Source organism: Kitasatospora sp. NPDC001159 (assembly GCF_053598235.1).
In genome coordinates this window covers 147,584-164,953 of record NZ_JBSFJV010000004.1, presented here as the reverse complement: position 1 = coordinate 164,953, position 17,370 = coordinate 147,584, and the positions used below count along the sequence as shown (strand labels likewise).

Annotated in this window: 13 protein-coding genes and 1 tRNA gene; 12 read left to right on the top strand and 2 right to left on the bottom strand. The window is 72.2% G+C overall.

Translation table 11 applies throughout. The annotated features are described in order from the left end of the window. Nucleotides 1-21 precede the first annotated feature (21 nt). Nucleotides 22-798 carry a TetR/AcrR family transcriptional regulator gene (locus tag ACWC9T_RS04045; protein WP_449819463.1) on the bottom strand — a complete coding sequence of 259 codons (777 nt, stop codon included), beginning with the start codon at nucleotides 796-798 and terminating at the stop codon, nucleotides 22-24. A 164-nt stretch (nucleotides 799-962) separates the two neighbouring features. Between ACWC9T_RS04045 and ACWC9T_RS04040 the strand changes: the two genes are divergently transcribed. From ACWC9T_RS04040 to ACWC9T_RS04030, 3 genes are all read left to right on the top strand, one after another. Continuing rightward, nucleotides 963-2,669, top strand: a complete 1,707-nt coding sequence (locus ACWC9T_RS04040; RefSeq protein ID WP_449819462.1) for a DUF885 domain-containing protein — start codon at nucleotides 963-965, stop codon at nucleotides 2,667-2,669. Nucleotides 2,670-2,867: 198 nt separating this feature from the next. After that, the gene (locus tag ACWC9T_RS04035; protein ID WP_449819461.1) at nucleotides 2,868-3,785 is read left to right on the top strand and encodes a carbohydrate kinase family protein; all 918 of its coding nucleotides are present in this window, start codon (nucleotides 2,868-2,870) and stop codon (nucleotides 3,783-3,785) included. 102 nt (nucleotides 3,786-3,887) lie between these two features. Further along, nucleotides 3,888-4,856, top strand: coding sequence for a trypsin-like serine peptidase (locus tag ACWC9T_RS04030; protein ID WP_449819460.1), 969 nt, complete (start codon nucleotides 3,888-3,890; stop codon nucleotides 4,854-4,856). 155 nt (nucleotides 4,857-5,011) lie between these two features. Here the strand turns inward: ACWC9T_RS04030 and ACWC9T_RS04025 are convergent. Then, nucleotides 5,012-5,083 (bottom strand) — tRNA-Arg (locus ACWC9T_RS04025). A 170-nt stretch (nucleotides 5,084-5,253) separates the two neighbouring features. On the opposite strand from ACWC9T_RS04025, the gene ACWC9T_RS04020 reads away from it, so the two are divergent. From ACWC9T_RS04020 to rpmE, 9 genes are all read left to right on the top strand, one after another. Continuing rightward, nucleotides 5,254-5,673 (top strand): response regulator, encoded by a 420-nt coding sequence (locus ACWC9T_RS04020; protein WP_449819489.1) that lies wholly within the window; start codon nucleotides 5,254-5,256, stop codon nucleotides 5,671-5,673. Between the two features lie 94 nt (nucleotides 5,674-5,767). Further along, nucleotides 5,768-7,429, top strand: a complete 1,662-nt coding sequence (argS, locus tag ACWC9T_RS04015) for an arginine--tRNA ligase (protein WP_449819459.1) — start codon at nucleotides 5,768-5,770, stop codon at nucleotides 7,427-7,429. Nucleotides 7,430-7,594: 165 nt separating this feature from the next. Beyond that, nucleotides 7,595-9,040 (top strand): diaminopimelate decarboxylase, encoded by a 1,446-nt coding sequence (gene lysA / locus ACWC9T_RS04010; protein WP_449819458.1) that lies wholly within the window; start codon nucleotides 7,595-7,597, stop codon nucleotides 9,038-9,040. Between the two features lie 137 nt (nucleotides 9,041-9,177). Then, nucleotides 9,178-10,470 carry a homoserine dehydrogenase gene (locus tag ACWC9T_RS04005; protein WP_449819457.1) on the top strand — a complete coding sequence of 431 codons (1,293 nt, stop codon included), beginning with the start codon at nucleotides 9,178-9,180 and terminating at the stop codon, nucleotides 10,468-10,470. Nucleotides 10,471-10,480: 10 nt separating this feature from the next. Then, complete coding sequence (thrC, locus tag ACWC9T_RS04000; RefSeq protein ID WP_449819456.1) at nucleotides 10,481-11,584, top strand: threonine synthase; 1,104 nt, start codon at nucleotides 10,481-10,483, stop codon at nucleotides 11,582-11,584. A gap of 366 nt (nucleotides 11,585-11,950) precedes the next feature. Continuing rightward, entirely contained in the window at nucleotides 11,951-12,889 is a 939-nt protein-coding gene (gene thrB / locus ACWC9T_RS03995; protein ID WP_449819455.1) for a homoserine kinase, read from the top strand. Between the two features lie 579 nt (nucleotides 12,890-13,468). After that, the gene (rho, locus tag ACWC9T_RS03990; protein WP_449819454.1) at nucleotides 13,469-15,568 is read left to right on the top strand and encodes a transcription termination factor Rho; all 2,100 of its coding nucleotides are present in this window, start codon (nucleotides 13,469-13,471) and stop codon (nucleotides 15,566-15,568) included. 157 nt (nucleotides 15,569-15,725) lie between these two features. Continuing rightward, the gene (locus tag ACWC9T_RS03985; protein ID WP_449819453.1) at nucleotides 15,726-16,850 is read left to right on the top strand and encodes an LCP family glycopolymer transferase; all 1,125 of its coding nucleotides are present in this window, start codon (nucleotides 15,726-15,728) and stop codon (nucleotides 16,848-16,850) included. A gap of 159 nt (nucleotides 16,851-17,009) precedes the next feature. Then, nucleotides 17,010-17,231 (top strand): 50S ribosomal protein L31, encoded by a 222-nt coding sequence (gene rpmE, locus ACWC9T_RS03980; RefSeq protein WP_030235761.1) that lies wholly within the window; start codon nucleotides 17,010-17,012, stop codon nucleotides 17,229-17,231. The last annotated feature ends 139 nt before the right edge of the window (nucleotides 17,232-17,370 follow it).

The window sequence follows — 17,370 nt, the reverse complement described above, 5'->3', positions numbered from 1 at the left end:
AGGCCCCGGCCCCTGCCCCGGTCATCGCGAGCCGAGACCGCGTTGCCGCCCGCCCAGCACCGCGCGCAGCCGCCCGGCCCGGTCGGTACTCGGGCCGTCCAGCGCGAGCAGCCCCGCCAGCACCTCCGCCGTCTGCGGATCGTGCAGCGCCGTCGCCGCCGCCATCGCCGTGAACTGGTCCACCAACCAGTCGCGCAGCTCCGCCACCGGCAGCGCGCGCCCCTCGTCCAGCCAGCTCAGCGAGGCGCCCTCGACCACCGCGATCCACGAGCGCACCAGCAGGGTCAGCCGCGGCCCGGCCTCCCGCACGCCCAGGTGCCGTACGGTCCGCTTGAGCGCCGCCCGCCGGACGTCGTCCACGATCGCCGAGGTGCGGGCCGTCTCCACCACCGAACCGCCGCGCAGCAGTGCCGAGTAGCCGGCCTGGTGCTCGGACACGAAGTCGAAGTAGCCGTCCAGTACGGACGCCAGCTGCTCGGACGGCGTCCCGGTCGGCGGGACGGTGAACCGGCTGGTCAGCTCGTCGGCCGCGGTGCGCAGCGCGGCCTCGTACAACTGCTGCTTGCCGCCCGCGAAGTAGCGGTAGACCAGCGGCCGGGAGGCCCCGGCGGCCTCGGCGACGTCGTCCAGGCCCACCTCCTCGGGCGGCCGGGAGGCGAACAGTTCCAGGGCGACCGCGATCAGCTGCTCACGCCGCTGTTCGACCGGCAGCCGCCGGTAGCCGGTGCGGCGCGGCCGCAGGTCGGGCGCGGCCGGGGTGGGGACCGGTCCGGGTGCCGTGGTGGGGCGGGCTTTCATGGCCGTCAGCGTAATGGGCGTCGGATCGATCGGGACCTGTCGGGCACGGATCTTTCCGAACGGGCGTTTGTGTCGCCCACCGTCCGTCAGATTCCGGGCCGGTGCAGGTCAACCGGTCTGCGGCAGGGGCTTGCAAACGGCCCCGGCAACGCGATGATGTCCGGATGGTTGAAGAACTGATCACCTCCGGCGGCGACACCCCGCGCCGCATCGCCGACGACTACGTCCGCACCCTGGCCGAGCTCGACCCGCTGACCGCGGTGTACCTCGGCTTCGACCCCGAGGGCGACCGCCTGCCCGACCTCTCCCCGGCCGGCACCGAGGCGATCGCCGACCTGGGCCGCCGTACCCTGGCCCGGCTGGACGAGGCCGAGCGAGCCGGCGCCGCCGAGGACGAGGCCGAGCGCCGCTGCGCCCGGCTGCTGCGCGAGCGGCTGACCGCCGAACTCGCCGTCCACGAGGCCGGCGAGAACTTCCGCGCGGTGCGCAACCTGGCCTCCCCGGTGCACAACACGCGGGAGGCCTTCACCCTGATGCCCACCGGCACCGAGGCCGAGTGGCAGGTGATCGGCCGTCGGCTGGCCCGCTTCCCGCTGGCGCTGGAGCAGTACCGGCAGACCCTGGCGGAGGGCGTCGAGCGCGGTCTGCTGTCCGGTCCCCGTCAGGTGGAGACCGTGATCGGGCAGTTCGGCGAGTGGCTGGACGGCGAGGTGCCCGGCGGGTGGTTCGGGCAGTTCGTCCAGGACGCCCCGGAGGGCGTGCGCGCCGAGCTGTCCGCCCACGCGGTGGCCGCCGCCGAGGCGCTGGCCGCGCTGCGCGACTGGATGCGCGACGTGTACGCCCCGGCCGCCGCCGGCACCCCGGACCAGGTCGGCCGGGAACGCTACGGCCGCTGGGTGCGCTACTGGACCGGCGCCGACCTGGACCTGGACGAGGCCTACGCCTGGGCCTGGGGCGAGTTCCACGACCTGTACGCGCAGATGACGGCGGAGGCCGAGAAGGTCCGCCCGGGTTCCGACCCGATGGCGGCGATGAAGTGGCTGGAGGAGGACGGTCCGGCCATCGAGGGCGCCGAGCCGACCCGGGAGTACCTCCAGGGCCTGATGGACCAGGCGGTCCGGGACCTCCAGGGTACCCACTTCGACCTGGCCGAGCCGGTCACCCGGGTCGAGTCGCGGATCGCCCCGGCCGGCAGTGCCGCCGCGCCGTACTACACCGCGCCCTCGCTGGACTTCAGCCGCCCAGGCCGGACCTGGCTGCCGCTGCTCGGCAAGGACCGCTTCCCGGTCTGGGACCTGGTCTCCACCTGGTACCACGAGGGTGTCCCGGGCCACCACCTGCAGCTCGCGCAGTGGAACTACGTCGCCGACCGGCTCTCCACCTACCAGGTGAGCCTCGGTGGGGTCAGCGCCAACCTGGAGGGCTGGGCGCTGTACGCCGAGCGCCTGATGGACGAGCTCGGCTACCTCACCGACCCGGGCCACCGCCTGGGCTACCTCAACGCCCAGATGATGCGGGCGCTGCGGGTCATCATCGACATCGGCATGCACCTGGGCCTGGACTTCCCGGCCGACTCCCCGTACAAGCCGGGCGAGCCGGTGAGCCCGGAGCACGCCCGCGAGTTCTTCGGCCGGTACTGCGGCCTGTCCGCCGACTTCCTGGACAGCGAGCTGGTCCGCTACCTGGGCCTGCCCGGCCAGGCGATCGGCTACAAGCTCGGCGAGCGCGCCTGGCTGCGCGGCCGGGCGGCGGCGAGGGCGGCGCACGAGGCCCGCGGCGAGGAGTTCGACCTCAAGGCCTGGCACATGGCGGCGCTCTCGCAGGGCTCGTTGGGGCTGGACGACCTGGTCGCGGAGCTGTCGGCGCTGTAGGACCGGTGCGGAGTGGGGCTCCGGGACTCGGTCGCGAGTCCTGGGGCCGCTGCGGTGGCCGACGCGAAGCCGCCACGGACCGATTGAGAGCGGCCGATCGGCAGCACCCCGATTGAAAGCTTGCAGCAAGGTATTGCAGTCAACCTCCGGCGCCTGCTTGACTCCTGGCCACCGTCCAGGGACCAAGGAGGCGCCGCCATGCTGCCGGAAACCGAGTCGCCCGAGTTCGACCTGCTGGTCGTCGGCGGTGCCGGGGTGGACACCATCGTCCGGGTCGAGCGGCTGGAGATCCCGCCCGGCGACTCGCGGTTCGTCGAGCCGGTGCGCGACTACGTCGGCCACACCGGCAACGGCGTCGCCCTCGGCGCCCACCGCCTCGGCCTGCGCACCGCCTTCCTGGACTTCCTCGGCGACGACCCGCAGGGCGACCTGGTCCGCGCCCACTACCGGCGGCACGGGCTGCACTTCGCGCACCTGGTGAGCCCGCACGGCACCCCGCGCGGGGTCAACCTGGTGGACGCGGACGGCCGCCGGTTCTCCTTCTTCGACGGCCGGCACCCCGCCGACCTGCGGCTCCCGCGCGAGTTGTACCTCCCGTACGTCGAGCGCAGCCGGCACGTCCACCTCTCGATCACCGGCGTCAACCGCGACATGTACGACGACCTGCGCCGGCTGGGCCGCACCACCTCCACCGACCTCCACGACTGGGACGGCGCGAACCCCCACCACCGTGACTACGCGCTCGGTTCCGACCTGGTGTTCCTCTCGGTGGCCGGCTGCCGCGGCCGGCACGAGCAGGTGATGCGGGCGATCCTCGCCGAGGGCCGGGCCAGCGCGGTCACCGCCACCGCGGGCGCGGAGGGCTGCTACCTGCTCACCCGCGAGGACGGCGTCCTGCGCCACCTGCCCGCCGTCGACCCGGGCCGCCCGGTGGTGGACACCAACGGCGCCGGGGACGCCTTCGTCTCCGGGTTCCTGTACGCCTGGTTCCGCGGACACCCGCCGCTGGACTGCGCCCGGGCCGGTTCGGCGGCCGGCGCGTTCACCTGCACCACTGCCGGTACGCACACCGACTTCATCGGCCCCCGCGCACTGGATACCCTGCTGTCCCGGTGACCGATTTCTCATCGACCTTCAAGCCTGCGGTAACAACCTTTGCAGGCTGAGGCGTCATAGTCGTTGACCGAACGCCGCCACCGACCACGGCAGGAGACAGGCATGGGTCAGCACCGCCGCAAGAGGTCGCGCCGTCACCGTCTGCTCGCCCCGTCACTGTTCACCGCGCTGTCCGCGGTCGTGGTGGCCGCGGTGGTGACCGGGGCGCACGAGCTGAACCTGTCCGACGCGACGGCCGCCGGGAAGGAGGCCCGCAGCGCCCGGGTCGTCGCGTCCGCGCCGACCGCCAGCCCGAGCGCCGCCACGGCGGAGCCCGCACCGCCCGCCCCGGCCGCGGCCACCACGCCGAGCGACAGCCCGACCCCCGCCGACACCCCTGCCGACACCCCCACGGCCACCCCTTCGGCCACCCCCACCACCCTCGGCACGACCGCCTCCGCCCCCACCGCCGACAAGGAGAGCTCCATCGTCGGCGCGCTGTTCAGCGGCTCGGTCGCGGCCGGCAACCACTTCTGCACCGCCAGCGTGCTGCACAGCGCCACCGGCAACCTGCTGCTGACCGCCGCCCACTGCATCACCAGCACCGACGGCGTCACCTTCGTCCCCGGCTACCGCGACGGCTCCGCCCCGTACGGCACCTGGCGGGTGACCGCGGTCCACACCACCGCCGGCTGGTCCCAGAAGGGCGACGTGGACGAGGACTTCGCGATCCTGGAGACCGCCCCCAGCAACGGCCGCAAGGTCGAGGACGTGGTCGGCGGCAACCGCCTGGGCGCGGGCGAGCCCTTCGGTTCCACAGTCCGCCTGTACGGCTACCCGGCCGACGCCGAGACGCCCAGCCTCTGCACCAACACCACCGCCCAGGAGAGCGCCTACCAGCGCGTCATCCAGTGCCCGTCCTACCCGGCCGGCACCAGCGGCGGCCCGTGGATCAGCGCGGCCACCGGTGACGTGGTCGGCGCCATCGGCGGCTACCAGCAGGGCGGCGACAGCGACGACACCTCGTACAGCGCCTACTTCGACCACACCATCGCCGAGCTGTACGCCCAGGCGGAGTCCGCCGCGTCCTGACCCCCGCGCGGCGCCGGCCCCTTCGGGGGCCCGACCCCACCGCCGCCGGTCCCCTCCGGGCCCGGACTGCCCGCAACCCTGCTCCGGACATGACGAAGGCCCAGATCCGTGGATCAACTCCACTGATCTGGGCCTCGGTTGCACTTACCGCGAAGTGCCCCCGGTAGGATTCGAACCTACGCACCCGCCTCCGGAGGGCGGTGCTCTATCCCCTGAGCTACGGGGGCCTGTTGGCCTGTCGGTCGCTTCCGCGTTCCGACGGAATGAACACTACCAGGCTTCGGCCGTGGTCCGTGCACGGGTTTCCGGAAAGATCGTCGGGGTCGGCCCGGGGCGGAAGTGCCCAAAGGCCGGACGTATCGGCGGGCCCGCCGATACCCTCGGTGAGGTGTCGGGAGTGTCCGGGCGGGTCCTCGTGGTGGACGACAGCGAGGTGATCCGCCAGCTGATCAGGGTCAACCTGGAGCTCGAGGGCTTCGAGGTGGTGACCGCCGCCGACGGCGCCGAGTGCCTGGAGGTCATCCGCCGGGTGAAGCCGGACGTGGTGACCCTGGACGTGGTGATGCCGCGGCTGGACGGCCTGCGGACCGCGGCCCGGCTGCGCGCGACCCCGGACACCAGTCGGCTGCCGATCGCGATCGTGAGCGCCTGCACCCCGGCGGATCTGGACCTGGGGGAGACCGTCGGGGTGGACGGCTACCTCGGCAAGCCCTTCGACCCGGCCGACCTGGTGGCCCTGGTCCGGCGCCTGATGCGACTCACCGGACAGCCCGAAGTGTTTCGCCCTGAGCGAACAGATCGCACGGATCGCTGCTGACACCGCTGGACGCACGGCGCGGCGGCGCCTCCACGCGTCTCAACCGGTAAACCGAGTGGCGGGCGGGCACCCCGTCTCGCCTACGCTTGGCGTCGTGACCCCCGCAGACCTTTCCCAGGCAATCCAGGCCGCAGTGAGCTCCGCCGTCGAGGCGGGCGAGCTGGCCGTCGCCGTGCCCGAGCACGTGACGGTCGAGCGGCCCAAGAACCGGGACCACGGCGACTACGCGACGAACGTGGCCCTCCAGCTCGCCAAGGCGGCCGGCAAGCCGCCGCGAGCCGTTGCCGAGGTGCTGGCCGACCGCCTGCGAGGGATCACCGGCGTCGCCAGGGTCGACATCGCCGGTCCGGGCTTCCTGAACATCACCCTGGACACCGCCACCGCCGGTGCGCTCGCCCGCACCATCGTCGAGGCGGGCGAGACCTACGGCCGCAACGAGGCTCTCAAGGGCCTGAAGATCAACCTGGAGTTCGTCTCCGCCAACCCGACCGGCCCGATCCACATCGGCGGCGTCCGCTGGGCCGCCGTCGGCGACTCGCTGGCGCGCGTGCTGCGGGCCTCCGGTGCCGACGTCACCACCGAGTACTACCTCAACGACGCCGGCGTGCAGATCACCAAGTTCGCCGCCTCGCTGCAGGCCGCCGCGAACGGCCGCGAGGTGCCCGAGGGCGGGTACGTCGGCGAGTACGTCGTCGACATCGCCAAGGCGATCACCGGCGCCGTCCCCGGCGTGCTCGACCTGCCCGAGGACGAGCAGCTGCAGGTCTTCCGCACCGAGGGCCTCAAGCTCATGGTCGCCGAGATCAAGCGCTCGATGGACGAGTTCGGCACCCACTTCGACGTGTGGTTCTCGGAGAAGACGCTGCACGACTCCGGCGCCGTCGAGAAGGCCATCGACCGGCTGCGCGAGCAGGGCCACGTCTTCGAGCAGGACGGCGCGGTCTTCCTGCGCACCACCGACTTCGGCGACGACAAGGACCGCGTCCTGATCAAGGCCGACGGCGACAAGACCTACTTCGCCGCCGACGCCGCCTACTACCTGTCCAAGCGGGACCGCGGCGCCGAGGTCGCGCTCTACATGCTGGGCGCCGACCACCACGGCTACGTCAACCGCCTCAAGGCCATCTCGGCCTGCGCGGGCGACGACATGGACCGCAACATCGAGGTGAAGATCGGCCAGTTCGTGAAGATGCTTCGCGACGGCGAAGAGGTCCGCATGTCCAAGCGGGCCGGCAACATCATCACGATCGACGACGTGGTCGAGTGGATCGGCGTGGACGCCGCCCGCTACACCCTGGCGCGCTCGTCCACGGACTCGACGATCACGCTGGACATCAACATCCTGACCAGCCAGACCAACGAGAACCCGGTCTACTACGTCCAGTACGCCCACACCCGGATGTGCGGCGTGGCGCGCAAGGCCGTCGAGCTGGGCGTGGGCAAGGGCACGGTCGAGCAGTTCAAACCCGAGCTGCTCGCCACCGAGTGGGAGAACGACGTCCTCGGCGCCCTCGGCGAGTTCCCGCGCATCCTCGCCACCGCCGGCGAGCTGCGCGAGCCGCACCGGGTCGCGCGCTACCTGGAGGAGCTCGCGGGCAAGTACCACCGCCTGTACGAGAACTGCATGTTCCTGCCCAAGGGCGACGAGGAGCTCACCGACACGCACCGTGCCCGGCTCTGGCTGGTCGAGGCCACGCGCACGGTCATGGCCAACGGCCTCACGCTCCTGGGCGTGACGGCGCCCGAGCGGATGTAGGCACCAACCCCAAGCGCACAGCGGGGGGCGGCTGACGGTCAACGGGGACCGTCGCCGCCCCTCGCCATAGGTCTCGAAGGACTTTGCAGACATGAGTGAGCGAAGCGAGCGAATCATGGGTACTGCGCGTGGCGAATGCCCCGCCGAGCGCAGCGAGGTGGGCGCATGAGTCGCTCCGCACACCCCGCAGGCCCCCGGCACGGCGACGTGCTGCCCGAGGGCCACTACCAGGCCCCGCCGGCCGACCTGAACGCGCTCGACCCCAAGGTCTGGTCGCGCACCGTCGCCCGCAACGCCGAGGGCGTGGCCACCGTCGGCGGGATCGACGTCAAGAAGCTGGCGGCCGAGTTCGGCACCCCAGCCTACGTGCTGGACGAGGAGGACTTCCGGACCCGGGCCCGCGCCTGGCGGGACGCGTTCGGCGCCGACGCGGACGTCTTCTACGCCGGAAAGGCCTTCCTCTCCAAGGCGATCGTGCGCTGGCTGCACGAGGAGGGCCTCAACCTCGACGTGTGCAGCGCCGGCGAGCTGGCGGTCGCGCTGGCCGCCGGGATGCCGCCGGAGCGGATCGCGCTGCACGGCAACAACAAGTCGGTGGACGAGTTGGAGCACGCGGTGAAGACCGGCGTCGGGCACATCGTGCTCGACTCCTACGAGGAGATCGAGCGCCTGGCCGCGATCGCCACCCGCCAGGGCGTGCGCCAGCCGGTGCTGATCCGGATCACCGTCGGCGTCGAGGCGCACACCCACGAGTTCATCGCCACGGCGCACGAGGACCAGAAGTTCGGCCTCTCTCTGAATCTGGCTGCGCCGCGAAGCGGCTCGGTTGAGGGTGGTGGTGGGCGACGGGAGGGCGGCGGCGCGGCCGCCGAGGCGGTGCGCCGGGTGCTCGGCCACGACAGCCTGGAGCTGCGCGGCATCCACTCGCACATCGGCTCGCAGATCTTCGACACGGCCGGCTTCGAGGTGGCCGCCCGCCGGGTGGTCGGCCTGTTGGCCGGGATCCGCGACGAGCACGGCGTCCAGCTGCCCGAGATCGACCTCGGCGGCGGCCTCGGCATCGCGTACACCAGCGAGGACGACCCGCGCGAGCCGGCCGAGATCGCGGCCGCGCTGGCCGACATCGTCCGCCGCGAGTGCGCCGCCGCGAACCTCGACACCCCCCGGCTGTGCGTGGAGCCGGGCCGGGCGATCGTCGGCCCGACCGCGTTCACCCTGTACGAGGTCGGCACGGTCAAGCCGCTAGAGGGCCTGCGCACCTACGTCAGCGTGGACGGCGGGATGTCCGACAACATCCGCACCGCGCTGTACGACGCCGAGTACTCGGTGGCCCTGGTGTCACGCACCAGCGAGGCCGAGCCGATGCTGGTCCGGGTTGTCGGCAAGCACTGCGAGTCCGGTGACATCGTCGTCCGGGACGCCTTCCTGCCGGCCGACCTGACCCCGGGCGACCTGATCGCGGTGCCCGCCACCGGCGCCTACTGCCGCTCGATGGCGAGCAACTACAACCACGCCCTGAAGCCCCCCGTGCTCGCCGTCAAGGACGGTGCGGCCCGGGTGATCGTCCGGCGCGAGACGGAGGAGGATCTCCTGCGCCTGGATATCGGATGACGAAATTCTCGTCTCAGATCATGGAACGACCGTAGATCCGTGTGGAAAGTCCCCGAGACTGGTACGGACCGAAGTTCCCGGCGGCCCCGAAAAACCGCCGGAAATACCGAAGCACGATGAATGCAGAGCGGAGTCGGATGATGCGTACGCGCCCGCTGAAGGTGGCGTTGCTGGGTTGTGGTGTGGTGGGCTCCGAGGTGGCGCGCATCATGACGACGACGGCCGACGACCTCGCCGCTCGCATCGGTGCCCCGGTCGAGCTCGCCGGGATCGCGGTCCGCCGGGCCGGTCGGGTGCGTCCCGGTGTGCCGGAGCACCTGGTCACCACCGACGCCGAGGCCCTGATCAACCGGGGCGACATCGACGTGGTGGTCGAGGTGGTGGGCGGCATCGAGCCGTCCAAATCGCTGCTCCTGTCCGCCTTCGAGCAGGGCGCCTCGGTGGTCAGCGCCAACAAGGCGCTGCTCGCCCAGGACGGCACCGAGCTGCACGCCGCGGCCGCCGAGGCCGGGGTGGACCTGTACTACGAGGCCGCGGTGGCGGGCGCGATCCCGCTGCTGCGCCCGCTGCGCGAGTCCCTCGCGGGGGACAAGGTCAACCGGGTGCTGGGCATCGTCAACGGCACCACCAACTTCATCCTCGACAAGATGGACACCACCGGCGCCGGCTACTCGGAGGCGCTGGAGGAGGCCACCGCGCTCGGCTACGCCGAGGCCGACCCGACGGCCGACGTGGAGGGCTTCGACGCCGCCGCCAAGGCCGCGATCCTGGCCGGCATCGCCTTCCACACCAAGGTGACCGCGGCGGACGTCTACCGCGAGGGCATCACCGAGGTGACCGCCGCCGACATCGCCTCCGCCAAGGAGATGGGCTGCGTGGTCAAGCTGCTCGCGATCTGCGAGCGGGCGGCCGACGGCGAGTCCGTCACCGCACGGGTCCACCCGGCGATGATCCCGCTCTCGCACCCGCTGGCCTCGGTCCGCGAGGCGTACAACGCGGTGTTCGTCGAGGCCGAGGCGGCCGGCCGGCTGATGTTCTACGGCCCGGGCGCGGGCGGCTCGCCGACCGCCTCCGCAGTGCTCGGTGACCTGGTCGCGGTCTGCCGCAACAAGCTGGCCGGAGCCACCGGTCCCGGTGACTCGGTGTACACCCGGCTGCCGGCCAAGCCGATGGACGAGGTGGTCACCCGCTACCACGTCAGCCTGGACGTGGACGACCGCGCGGGCGTGCTCGCCCAGGTCGCGTCCGTGTTCGCCGAGCACGGTGTGTCCATCGACACCGTGCGCCAGCAGGGCCGCGACGGCGACGCCTCGCTCGTCGTGGTCACCCACCGTGCCACCGACGCCGCGCTGTCGGCGACGGTCGACAAGCTCCGCGCGCTGGACAGCGTGCGGGACGTGGCCAGCATCATGCGGGTCGAAGGGGAGTAAGGAACAGATGATGAGCGGCGTTGCCGAGAACGCGGCCAGAAGCACCCACACCCACACCCACCAGTGGCGCGGGCTGATCGAGGAGTACCGGGACCGTCTGCCGGTCACCGCGGCCACCCCGGTGGTCACCCTGCTGGAGGGCGGTACGCCCCTGGTCCCCGCCCAGGTGCTCTCCGAGCGCACCGGCTGCGAGGTCTACCTCAAGGTCGAGGGCGCCAACCCGACCGGCTCCTTCAAGGACCGCGGGATGACGATGGCCATCTCCAAGGCCAAGGAGGAGGGCGCGCAGGCCGTCATCTGCGCGTCCACCGGCAACACCTCGGCCTCCGCCGCCGCGTACGCGGTGCGGGCCGGGATGGTCTCCGCCGTGCTCGTCCCGCAGGGCAAGATCGCCCTCGGCAAGATGGGCCAGGCGCTGGTGCACGGCGCCAGGATCCTGCAGGTCGACGGGAACTTCGACGACTGCCTGACGCTCGCGCGCGAACTGTCCGAGAAGTACCCGGTGGCCCTGGTCAACTCGGTGAACCCGGCGCGGATCGAAGGCCAGAAGACGGCGGCCTTCGAGATCGTCGACATGCTCGGCGACGCCCCGGACATCCACGTCCTGCCGGTCGGCAACGCGGGCAACATCACCGCGTACTGGAAGGGCTACCGCGAGTACGCCGCCGACGGGATGGCCTCGCGCACCCCGCGGATGTGGGGCTTCCAGGCCTCCGGCTCGGCCCCGATCGTGGACGGCGCGCCCGTCCTCAAGCCGCAGACCATCGCGACCGCGATCCGGATCGGCAACCCGGCCTCCTGGGACTACGCGCTCGCCGCCCGGGACGAGTCCGGCGGCCTCATCGACAAGGTGACGGACCGTCAGATCCTCGCCGCCTACCGGCTGTTGGCCGCGCAGGAGGGCGTCTTCGTGGAGCCCGCCTCGGCCGCTTCGGTGGCCGGTCTGCTGGCCGAGGCGGAGGCCGGCCTGGTCGACCCGGGCCAGCGGATCGTCTGCACCGTGACCGGCAACGGCCTCAAGGACCCGGACTGGGCAGTGGCCGGCGCGCCGCAGCCGCAGGTCGTCCCGGTCGACCCGGAGGCCGCGGCCCAGCGGCTCGGACTGCTGGACTGACGACGGGGTCTGACGCTTCGACGGGCCGACTCTTTCGGGGGGAGGCCCGTCAAAGTTCCCCGCTGACTCCTTTGTGTCAATTCCGCTTCGCATTCCGATCCGATTCCGCCCCTCTCTTTGACAGAGAGGGGTACGCATTCCGGCCAGAAGCGGCAACACACCAGATCGAAGGCCCACGGGGTGTACCACTGGGGAACCTCTCTTCGATACTCTGGCTTCGGCCGTGTGGCACATGCCCCGGGCCCGTCCTGGTGCGGGCCGCGCCGACGACTGTGGCCGCCCGCCCTGTGGGTCCTCGGCCCTTCCCCCACCCTTGCACCGACGACGCGCTCCGCGCCGCCCGATTTCCCCAGGAGAGTCCACCGCATGGCCGGTCCTGCGTTCCGTGCCGCCGCCGTCCGGGTCCGGGTTCCCGCGACCAGCGCCAACCTCGGTCCGGGCTTCGACGCCTTCGGGCTCGCGCTGGGCCTGTACGACGACGTGGTCGTCCGGGTCGCCGACTCGGGCCTCTCCGTCGACATCGCCGGCGAGGGTGCCGAGACGCTGCCCCGGGACGAGAGCCACCTGCTGATCCGCTCGATGCGGGCCGCCTTCGACCGGCTCGGCGGCCAGCCCCGCGGCCTCGAAGTGGTCTGCGCCAACCGGATACCGCACGGCCGCGGCCTGGGCTCCTCCTCGGCCGCCATCTGCGCCGGCATCGTGGCCGCCCGCGCGGTCACCATCGGCGGCCCGTCCGCGCTGGATGACGACGCGCTGCTGGCGCTCGCCTCCGAGCTGGAGGGCCACCCGGACAACGTCGCGGCCTGTCTGCGCGGCAACTTCACCATCGCCTGGACCGACGACGAGTCGGCCAAGGCGGTCGCCCTGGAGCCCTCCGAGCAGGTCGTCCCGGTGGTGTTCGTACCGGCCGGTGAGGTGCTCACCGAGACCGCCCGCGGCCTGCTGCCGAAGACCGTCCCGCTTGCTGACGCGGCCGCCAACGCGGGCCGATCCGCGCTGCTGGTGGAGGCGCTGACCCGGCGGCCCGAGCTGCTCCTCGCGGCCACCGAGGACCGGCTGCACCAGGACTACCGCGCTTCGGCCATGCCGGAGAGCGCCGCGCTGGTCGGCGTGCTGCGCGCGGAGGGCGTCCCCGCGGTCATCTCCGGGGCCGGTCCCACCGTGCTGGCGCTCACCGACGCGGCCGGCGTCGACAAGGTGCTCTCCTTCGCCGGCCACCACGGCCACGGCGGGGACCCGGCGTTCGCCGCGCACCGGCTCGGCATCGACCGGACCGGGGCCGCCGTGCTCCCGCTGGGCGTCTGAGCAGCCAGTTCGGGCCCGGCGTCCAGCCGGGCCGTCCGGACACGATTGGCAAGCCCGCGGTCGGGGAATGTGTGAGGGGGTCGGTAGTGTTAACCTCATTGCTGCACCAGGTGCCCTCCGGGGCTCGGTGCGCCGCGTCCCGATCCCAGCACTCCACGGCCGTGGAGTCGTGGCGATGTCCGGGGCGACGATTCTCCGGGAGCCCACCGCAGCGCGTACGCAGCCTGCCTGCGCGACATGCGGCCGCATCCCGAAGCCGTGACGGCACCTGACTCCCACCCGCGGCCTCCCACCTTGAGGCCAGGACGGGCGGAGCACGGGCCACCGTCACGCGACGGGGGCCCGGGATTCGCAGGCAGCGTGGGGGCAGTGCCCTCAGGGGAGGTCGACACACGACCGGCCCACGCGCCACCTCAGCACCACCGTGCTTCATGCACCGCACCTCGCAGCTCTCCCTCGACGGGCTCCCGCCATTCGAGGGATCACCGCCTCGGACCGACGCAGTCGAGCGTTGGTCAGGACAGCACAACCGGTCGCCGAGCCAGACAGGCCGACGTCCGCTCCAGGGAAGGACCCTTAGTGAGCGACTCCACCGATCTGATGGGCGCGCGCCCGGACGCCGAGGCGTCGGACGCAGCCGCCGCCCCCGCTGCCCCGGCCCGCCGCCGCCGCAGTGCCGCCGCGGGCCTGGACGGCATGGTCCTCGCCGAGCTGCAGAAGCTCGCCGCGGACCTGGGCATCACCGGTACCGGACGCATGCGCAAGAGCCAGCTGATCGAGACCATCAAGGAGAAGAGCGGCGGGGACCCGCTGCTCGCCGCCGGTGGCGCCCCGGCCGCCAAGCGCACCGCCGCCAAGGCGGACGCCGAGGCCCCGGCCGAGAAGCCGGCCCGTCGTACCAAGGCCGCCGCCGCCGCCGCGGCGGCGGCGGCCGCCGAGTCGCAGGCCCAGATCGATATCCCGGTCCAGGCCGCCGCCGAGACCGCCGCGCCCGCCCGTACCGAGCGCACCCGCCGTCGCGCCACCGCCGCCGCCGGTGCCCCGACCGCCCCGGTGGCCGAGGCCGCCGCCGAGGCCGCCACCGTCGCGGTGGCCGAGCCCAAGCAGGCCGACCGTCCGGCCGAGACCCGCGGCTTCGAGGGCCGGGAGGAGAGCCGGGAGACCCGCCGCGACCGCCGTGATCGCCGTGAGCGCCGCGAGGGCGGCGAGCGCACCGAGCGCACCGAGCGTCAGGACGCCGGCGAGGCCCAGGCCGGGCAGGACGGCGAGACGCGCGAGTCGCGCCGCGACCGCCGCAACCGTCGCGACCGCGCCGAGCGCCAGGGCCAGCAGCAGGGCCAGCAGCAGGGCCAGCCCGACGGCCAGCAGAGCCGCCAGGGCGGCCAGCAGACCCAGCAGCAGCCGCAGGCCCAGCAGGGCGGCTACGACGACGACGAGTTCGGCGAGGGCCGTCGGGGCCGTCGCGGCCGCTACCGCGACCGTCGCGGCCGTCGCGGCCGCGAGGGCTTCGAGACCGGCACCGTCGAGCCGCAGATCGGCGAGGACGACGTCCTGATCCCGGTCGCGGGCATCCTCGACATCCTCGACAACTACGCGTTCGTGCGCACCTCCGGTTACCTGCCGGGCCAGAACGACGTCTACGTCTCGCTCGCCCAGGTCCGCAAGAACGGTCTGCGCAAGGGTGACGCCATCACCGGTGCGGTGCGTCAGCCGCGCGAGGGCGAGCGCCGCGAGAAGTTCAACGCCATGGTGCGCCTGGACTCCGTCAACGGCATGGACCCGGAGACCGGACGCGGCCGCCCCGAGTTCAACAAGCTCACCCCGCTCTACCCGCAGGAGCGGCTGCGCCTGGAGAGCGACCCGGGCGTGCTGACCACCCGGATCATCGACCTGGTGTCGCCGATCGGCAAGGGCCAGCGCGGTCTGATCGTCGCGCCGCCGAAGACCGGTAAGACCATGGTGCTGCAGGCGGTCGCCAACGCGATCACCCACAACAACCCCGAGTGCCACCTGATGGTCGTCCTGGTCGACGAGCGTCCGGAAGAGGTCACCGACATGCAGCGGTCGGTGAAGGGCGAGGTCATCTCCTCGACCTTCGACCGCCCGGCCGAGGACCACACCACCGTCGCCGAGCTGGCCATCGAGCGCGCCAAGCGCCTGGTGGAGCTGGGCCACGACGTGGTCATCCTGCTGGACTCGATCACCCGCCTGGGCCGCGCCTACAACCTGGCGGCGCCGGCCTCCGGCCGCATCCTGTCCGGTGGTGTCGACTCGACCGCGCTGTACCCGCCGAAGAAGTTCTTCGGTGCCGCGCGCAACATCGAGAACGGCGGCTCGCTGACCATCCTGGCCACCGCGCTGGTCGAGACCGGCTCGCGCATGGACGAGGTGATCTTCGAGGAGTTCAAGGGCACCGGCAACATGGAGCTCAAGCTCGACCGGAAGCTCTCGGACAAGCGCATCTTCCCGGCTGTCGACGTGGACGCCTCCAGCACCCGCAAGGAGGAGATCCTGCTCGGCAGCGAGGAGTTGGCCATCGTCTGGAAGCTGCGCCGGGTGCTGCACGCGCTCGACTCGCAGCAGGCGATCGAACTGCTCCTGGACAAGATGAAGCAGACCAAGAGCAACGCCGAGTTCCTGATGCAGATCGCCAAGACCACCCCCGGCTCCGGCGACTGACCGTAGCCGTACGGCTGTTGGAACACGGAACCCCGGATCGCGCGAGCGGTCCGGGGTTCCGTGCGCCAGCACGCCGACCAGCAGGGCGGCGGCTTTGTTCCAGAGTTGGGACAACTTGGGGCTATTCGATCATCTTGTCCGTTTTACTCTGGATCGTATGGCCGAGCACAAGAGGGTCCCGAGGCGTCGCCGCAAGGTCCTGCGGGTGACCGCCTGCGCGTTCGCCGCGCTCGTCGTCCTCGGCGGTGGGGCGGCCGGGTACGCGTACCTGAAGCTCAACGGCAACATCAGGAGCGTCGACATCGACGGCCGCCTCGGTGACGCCCGGCCCCCGGCCGCCACCGACGGCTCCTTCAACATCCTGGTGCTGGGCTCCGACTCCCGGGTCGGTGAGAACGGCGACCTGGCGGGCGGGGACACTGGTGACAGCGCCCGCTCCGACACCGCGATGGTGGTGCACGTCAGCCAGGACCACTCGCGGGCCTCGATGGTCTCCATCCCGCGCGACACCCTGGTCGACCGCCCGGACTGCACCGACGCGAACGGCAGGGCCGTCCCGGCCGCCAAACGCGCGATGTACAACAGCGCCTTCGAGGCCGGCGGCGCGGCCTGCGCGGTCAAGACCACCGAGCAGTTCACCGGGCTGCGGATGGACCACTACCTGCAGGTCGACTTCGCCGGCTTCGCCCGGGTCGTGGACGCGATAGGCGGGGCCACCGTGACCACCGCGGTGGCCATCCACGACAAGGACAGCGGGCTCGACCTGCCGGCCGGCGAGCACCACCTCAACGGGCAGCAGGCGCTGGCCTTCGTCCGCACCCGGCACGGCGTCGGCGACGGCAGCGACCTCGGCCGGATCGAACTGCAGAAGCAGATGGTCAAGTCGCTGCTCCAGCAGGCCGGCGGGATCGGACTGTTCTCCAACCCGGTCAAGCTGTGGTCGGTCGGCGACACCATGACCAGGAGCATCACCACCGATTCCGCGCTGGGCTCGGTGAACTCCCTGGTGGGGCTGGGCCAGGAGCTCAAGGGGATCGGCCCGGACCAGCTGACCATGGTCACCCTGCCGGTGGAGACCGCCCCCGGCGACCCCAACCGGGTGGTCGAGCAGCAGCCGCAGGCCCAGCAGCTCTGGGCGGCGCTCAAGGCCGACCGGCCCGTCCCGCAGGCGGTCGTCTCGTCCCAGCCGCAGAACCCCGCCCAGGCGACCCCCACGGCCTCCCCGGCGGCTTCCCCGGCCACCTCCCAGAAGCCCGCCGCGACGGCCGCGGCGCGGCGCTGACGGGCCCGGGCGGCGCCCGGAACATCCCCCGGAATATCCCGCAGCAGGCCCCGGTTTTGGAAGGTGCGGCCGGTCCTGGCAGACTGGTACGTCGGTCCCGGTTCACGTGCGGCACTCCAGCCGCCGACCCGGTGCCCTCCCGAAACCTAGGAGAACCCCTTGAAGTCCAACGTTCACCCGGAGTACGTGGTCACCCGCGTGACCTGCACCTGCGGCGCCGAGTTCACCACCCGCTCGACCGAGACCAGCGGCGAGATCCGCGCCGAGGTCTGCTCGCAGTGCCACCCGTTCTACACCGGCAAGCAGAAGATCCTCGACACCGGTGGCCGCGTGGCCCGCTTCGAGGCCCGCTTCGGCAAGCAGCACAGCGCGAAGGCCTAGCGCTCCCTCGGCGCCGGTTCCCGGTGTCCCCGTACTCGTTCCGGGGGCGCTGGGGACCGGCGCCGTTCGCGTCCCCCCGCGCGTTCCGAACGCCCCGCATTCACCTCCTCACACGTTCCTAGCCCCGGGAAGAAGGCCA

What these genes read in the sequence shown, in the direction of transcription:
- ACWC9T_RS04045 (WP_449819463.1), bottom strand. Translation starts at nt 798, where the DNA reads ATGAAAGCCCGCCCCACCACGGCACCCGGACCGGTCCCCACCCCGGCC.
- lysA (WP_449819458.1), top strand. Translation starts at nt 7,595, where the DNA reads ATGAGTCGCTCCGCACACCCCGCAGGCCCCCGGCACGGCGACGTGCTG.
- thrB (WP_449819455.1), top strand. Translation starts at nt 11,951, where the DNA reads ATGGCCGGTCCTGCGTTCCGTGCCGCCGCCGTCCGGGTCCGGGTTCCC.
- ACWC9T_RS03985 (WP_449819453.1), top strand. Translation starts at nt 15,726, where the DNA reads ATGGCCGAGCACAAGAGGGTCCCGAGGCGTCGCCGCAAGGTCCTGCGG.
- thrC (WP_449819456.1), top strand. Translation starts at nt 10,481, where the DNA reads ATGAGCGGCGTTGCCGAGAACGCGGCCAGAAGCACCCACACCCACACC.
- ACWC9T_RS04005 (WP_449819457.1), top strand. Translation starts at nt 9,178, where the DNA reads ATGATGCGTACGCGCCCGCTGAAGGTGGCGTTGCTGGGTTGTGGTGTG.
- ACWC9T_RS04030 (WP_449819460.1), top strand. Translation starts at nt 3,888, where the DNA reads ATGGGTCAGCACCGCCGCAAGAGGTCGCGCCGTCACCGTCTGCTCGCC.
- ACWC9T_RS04035 (WP_449819461.1), top strand. Translation starts at nt 2,868, where the DNA reads ATGCTGCCGGAAACCGAGTCGCCCGAGTTCGACCTGCTGGTCGTCGGC.
- ACWC9T_RS04040 (WP_449819462.1), top strand. Translation starts at nt 963, where the DNA reads ATGGTTGAAGAACTGATCACCTCCGGCGGCGACACCCCGCGCCGCATC.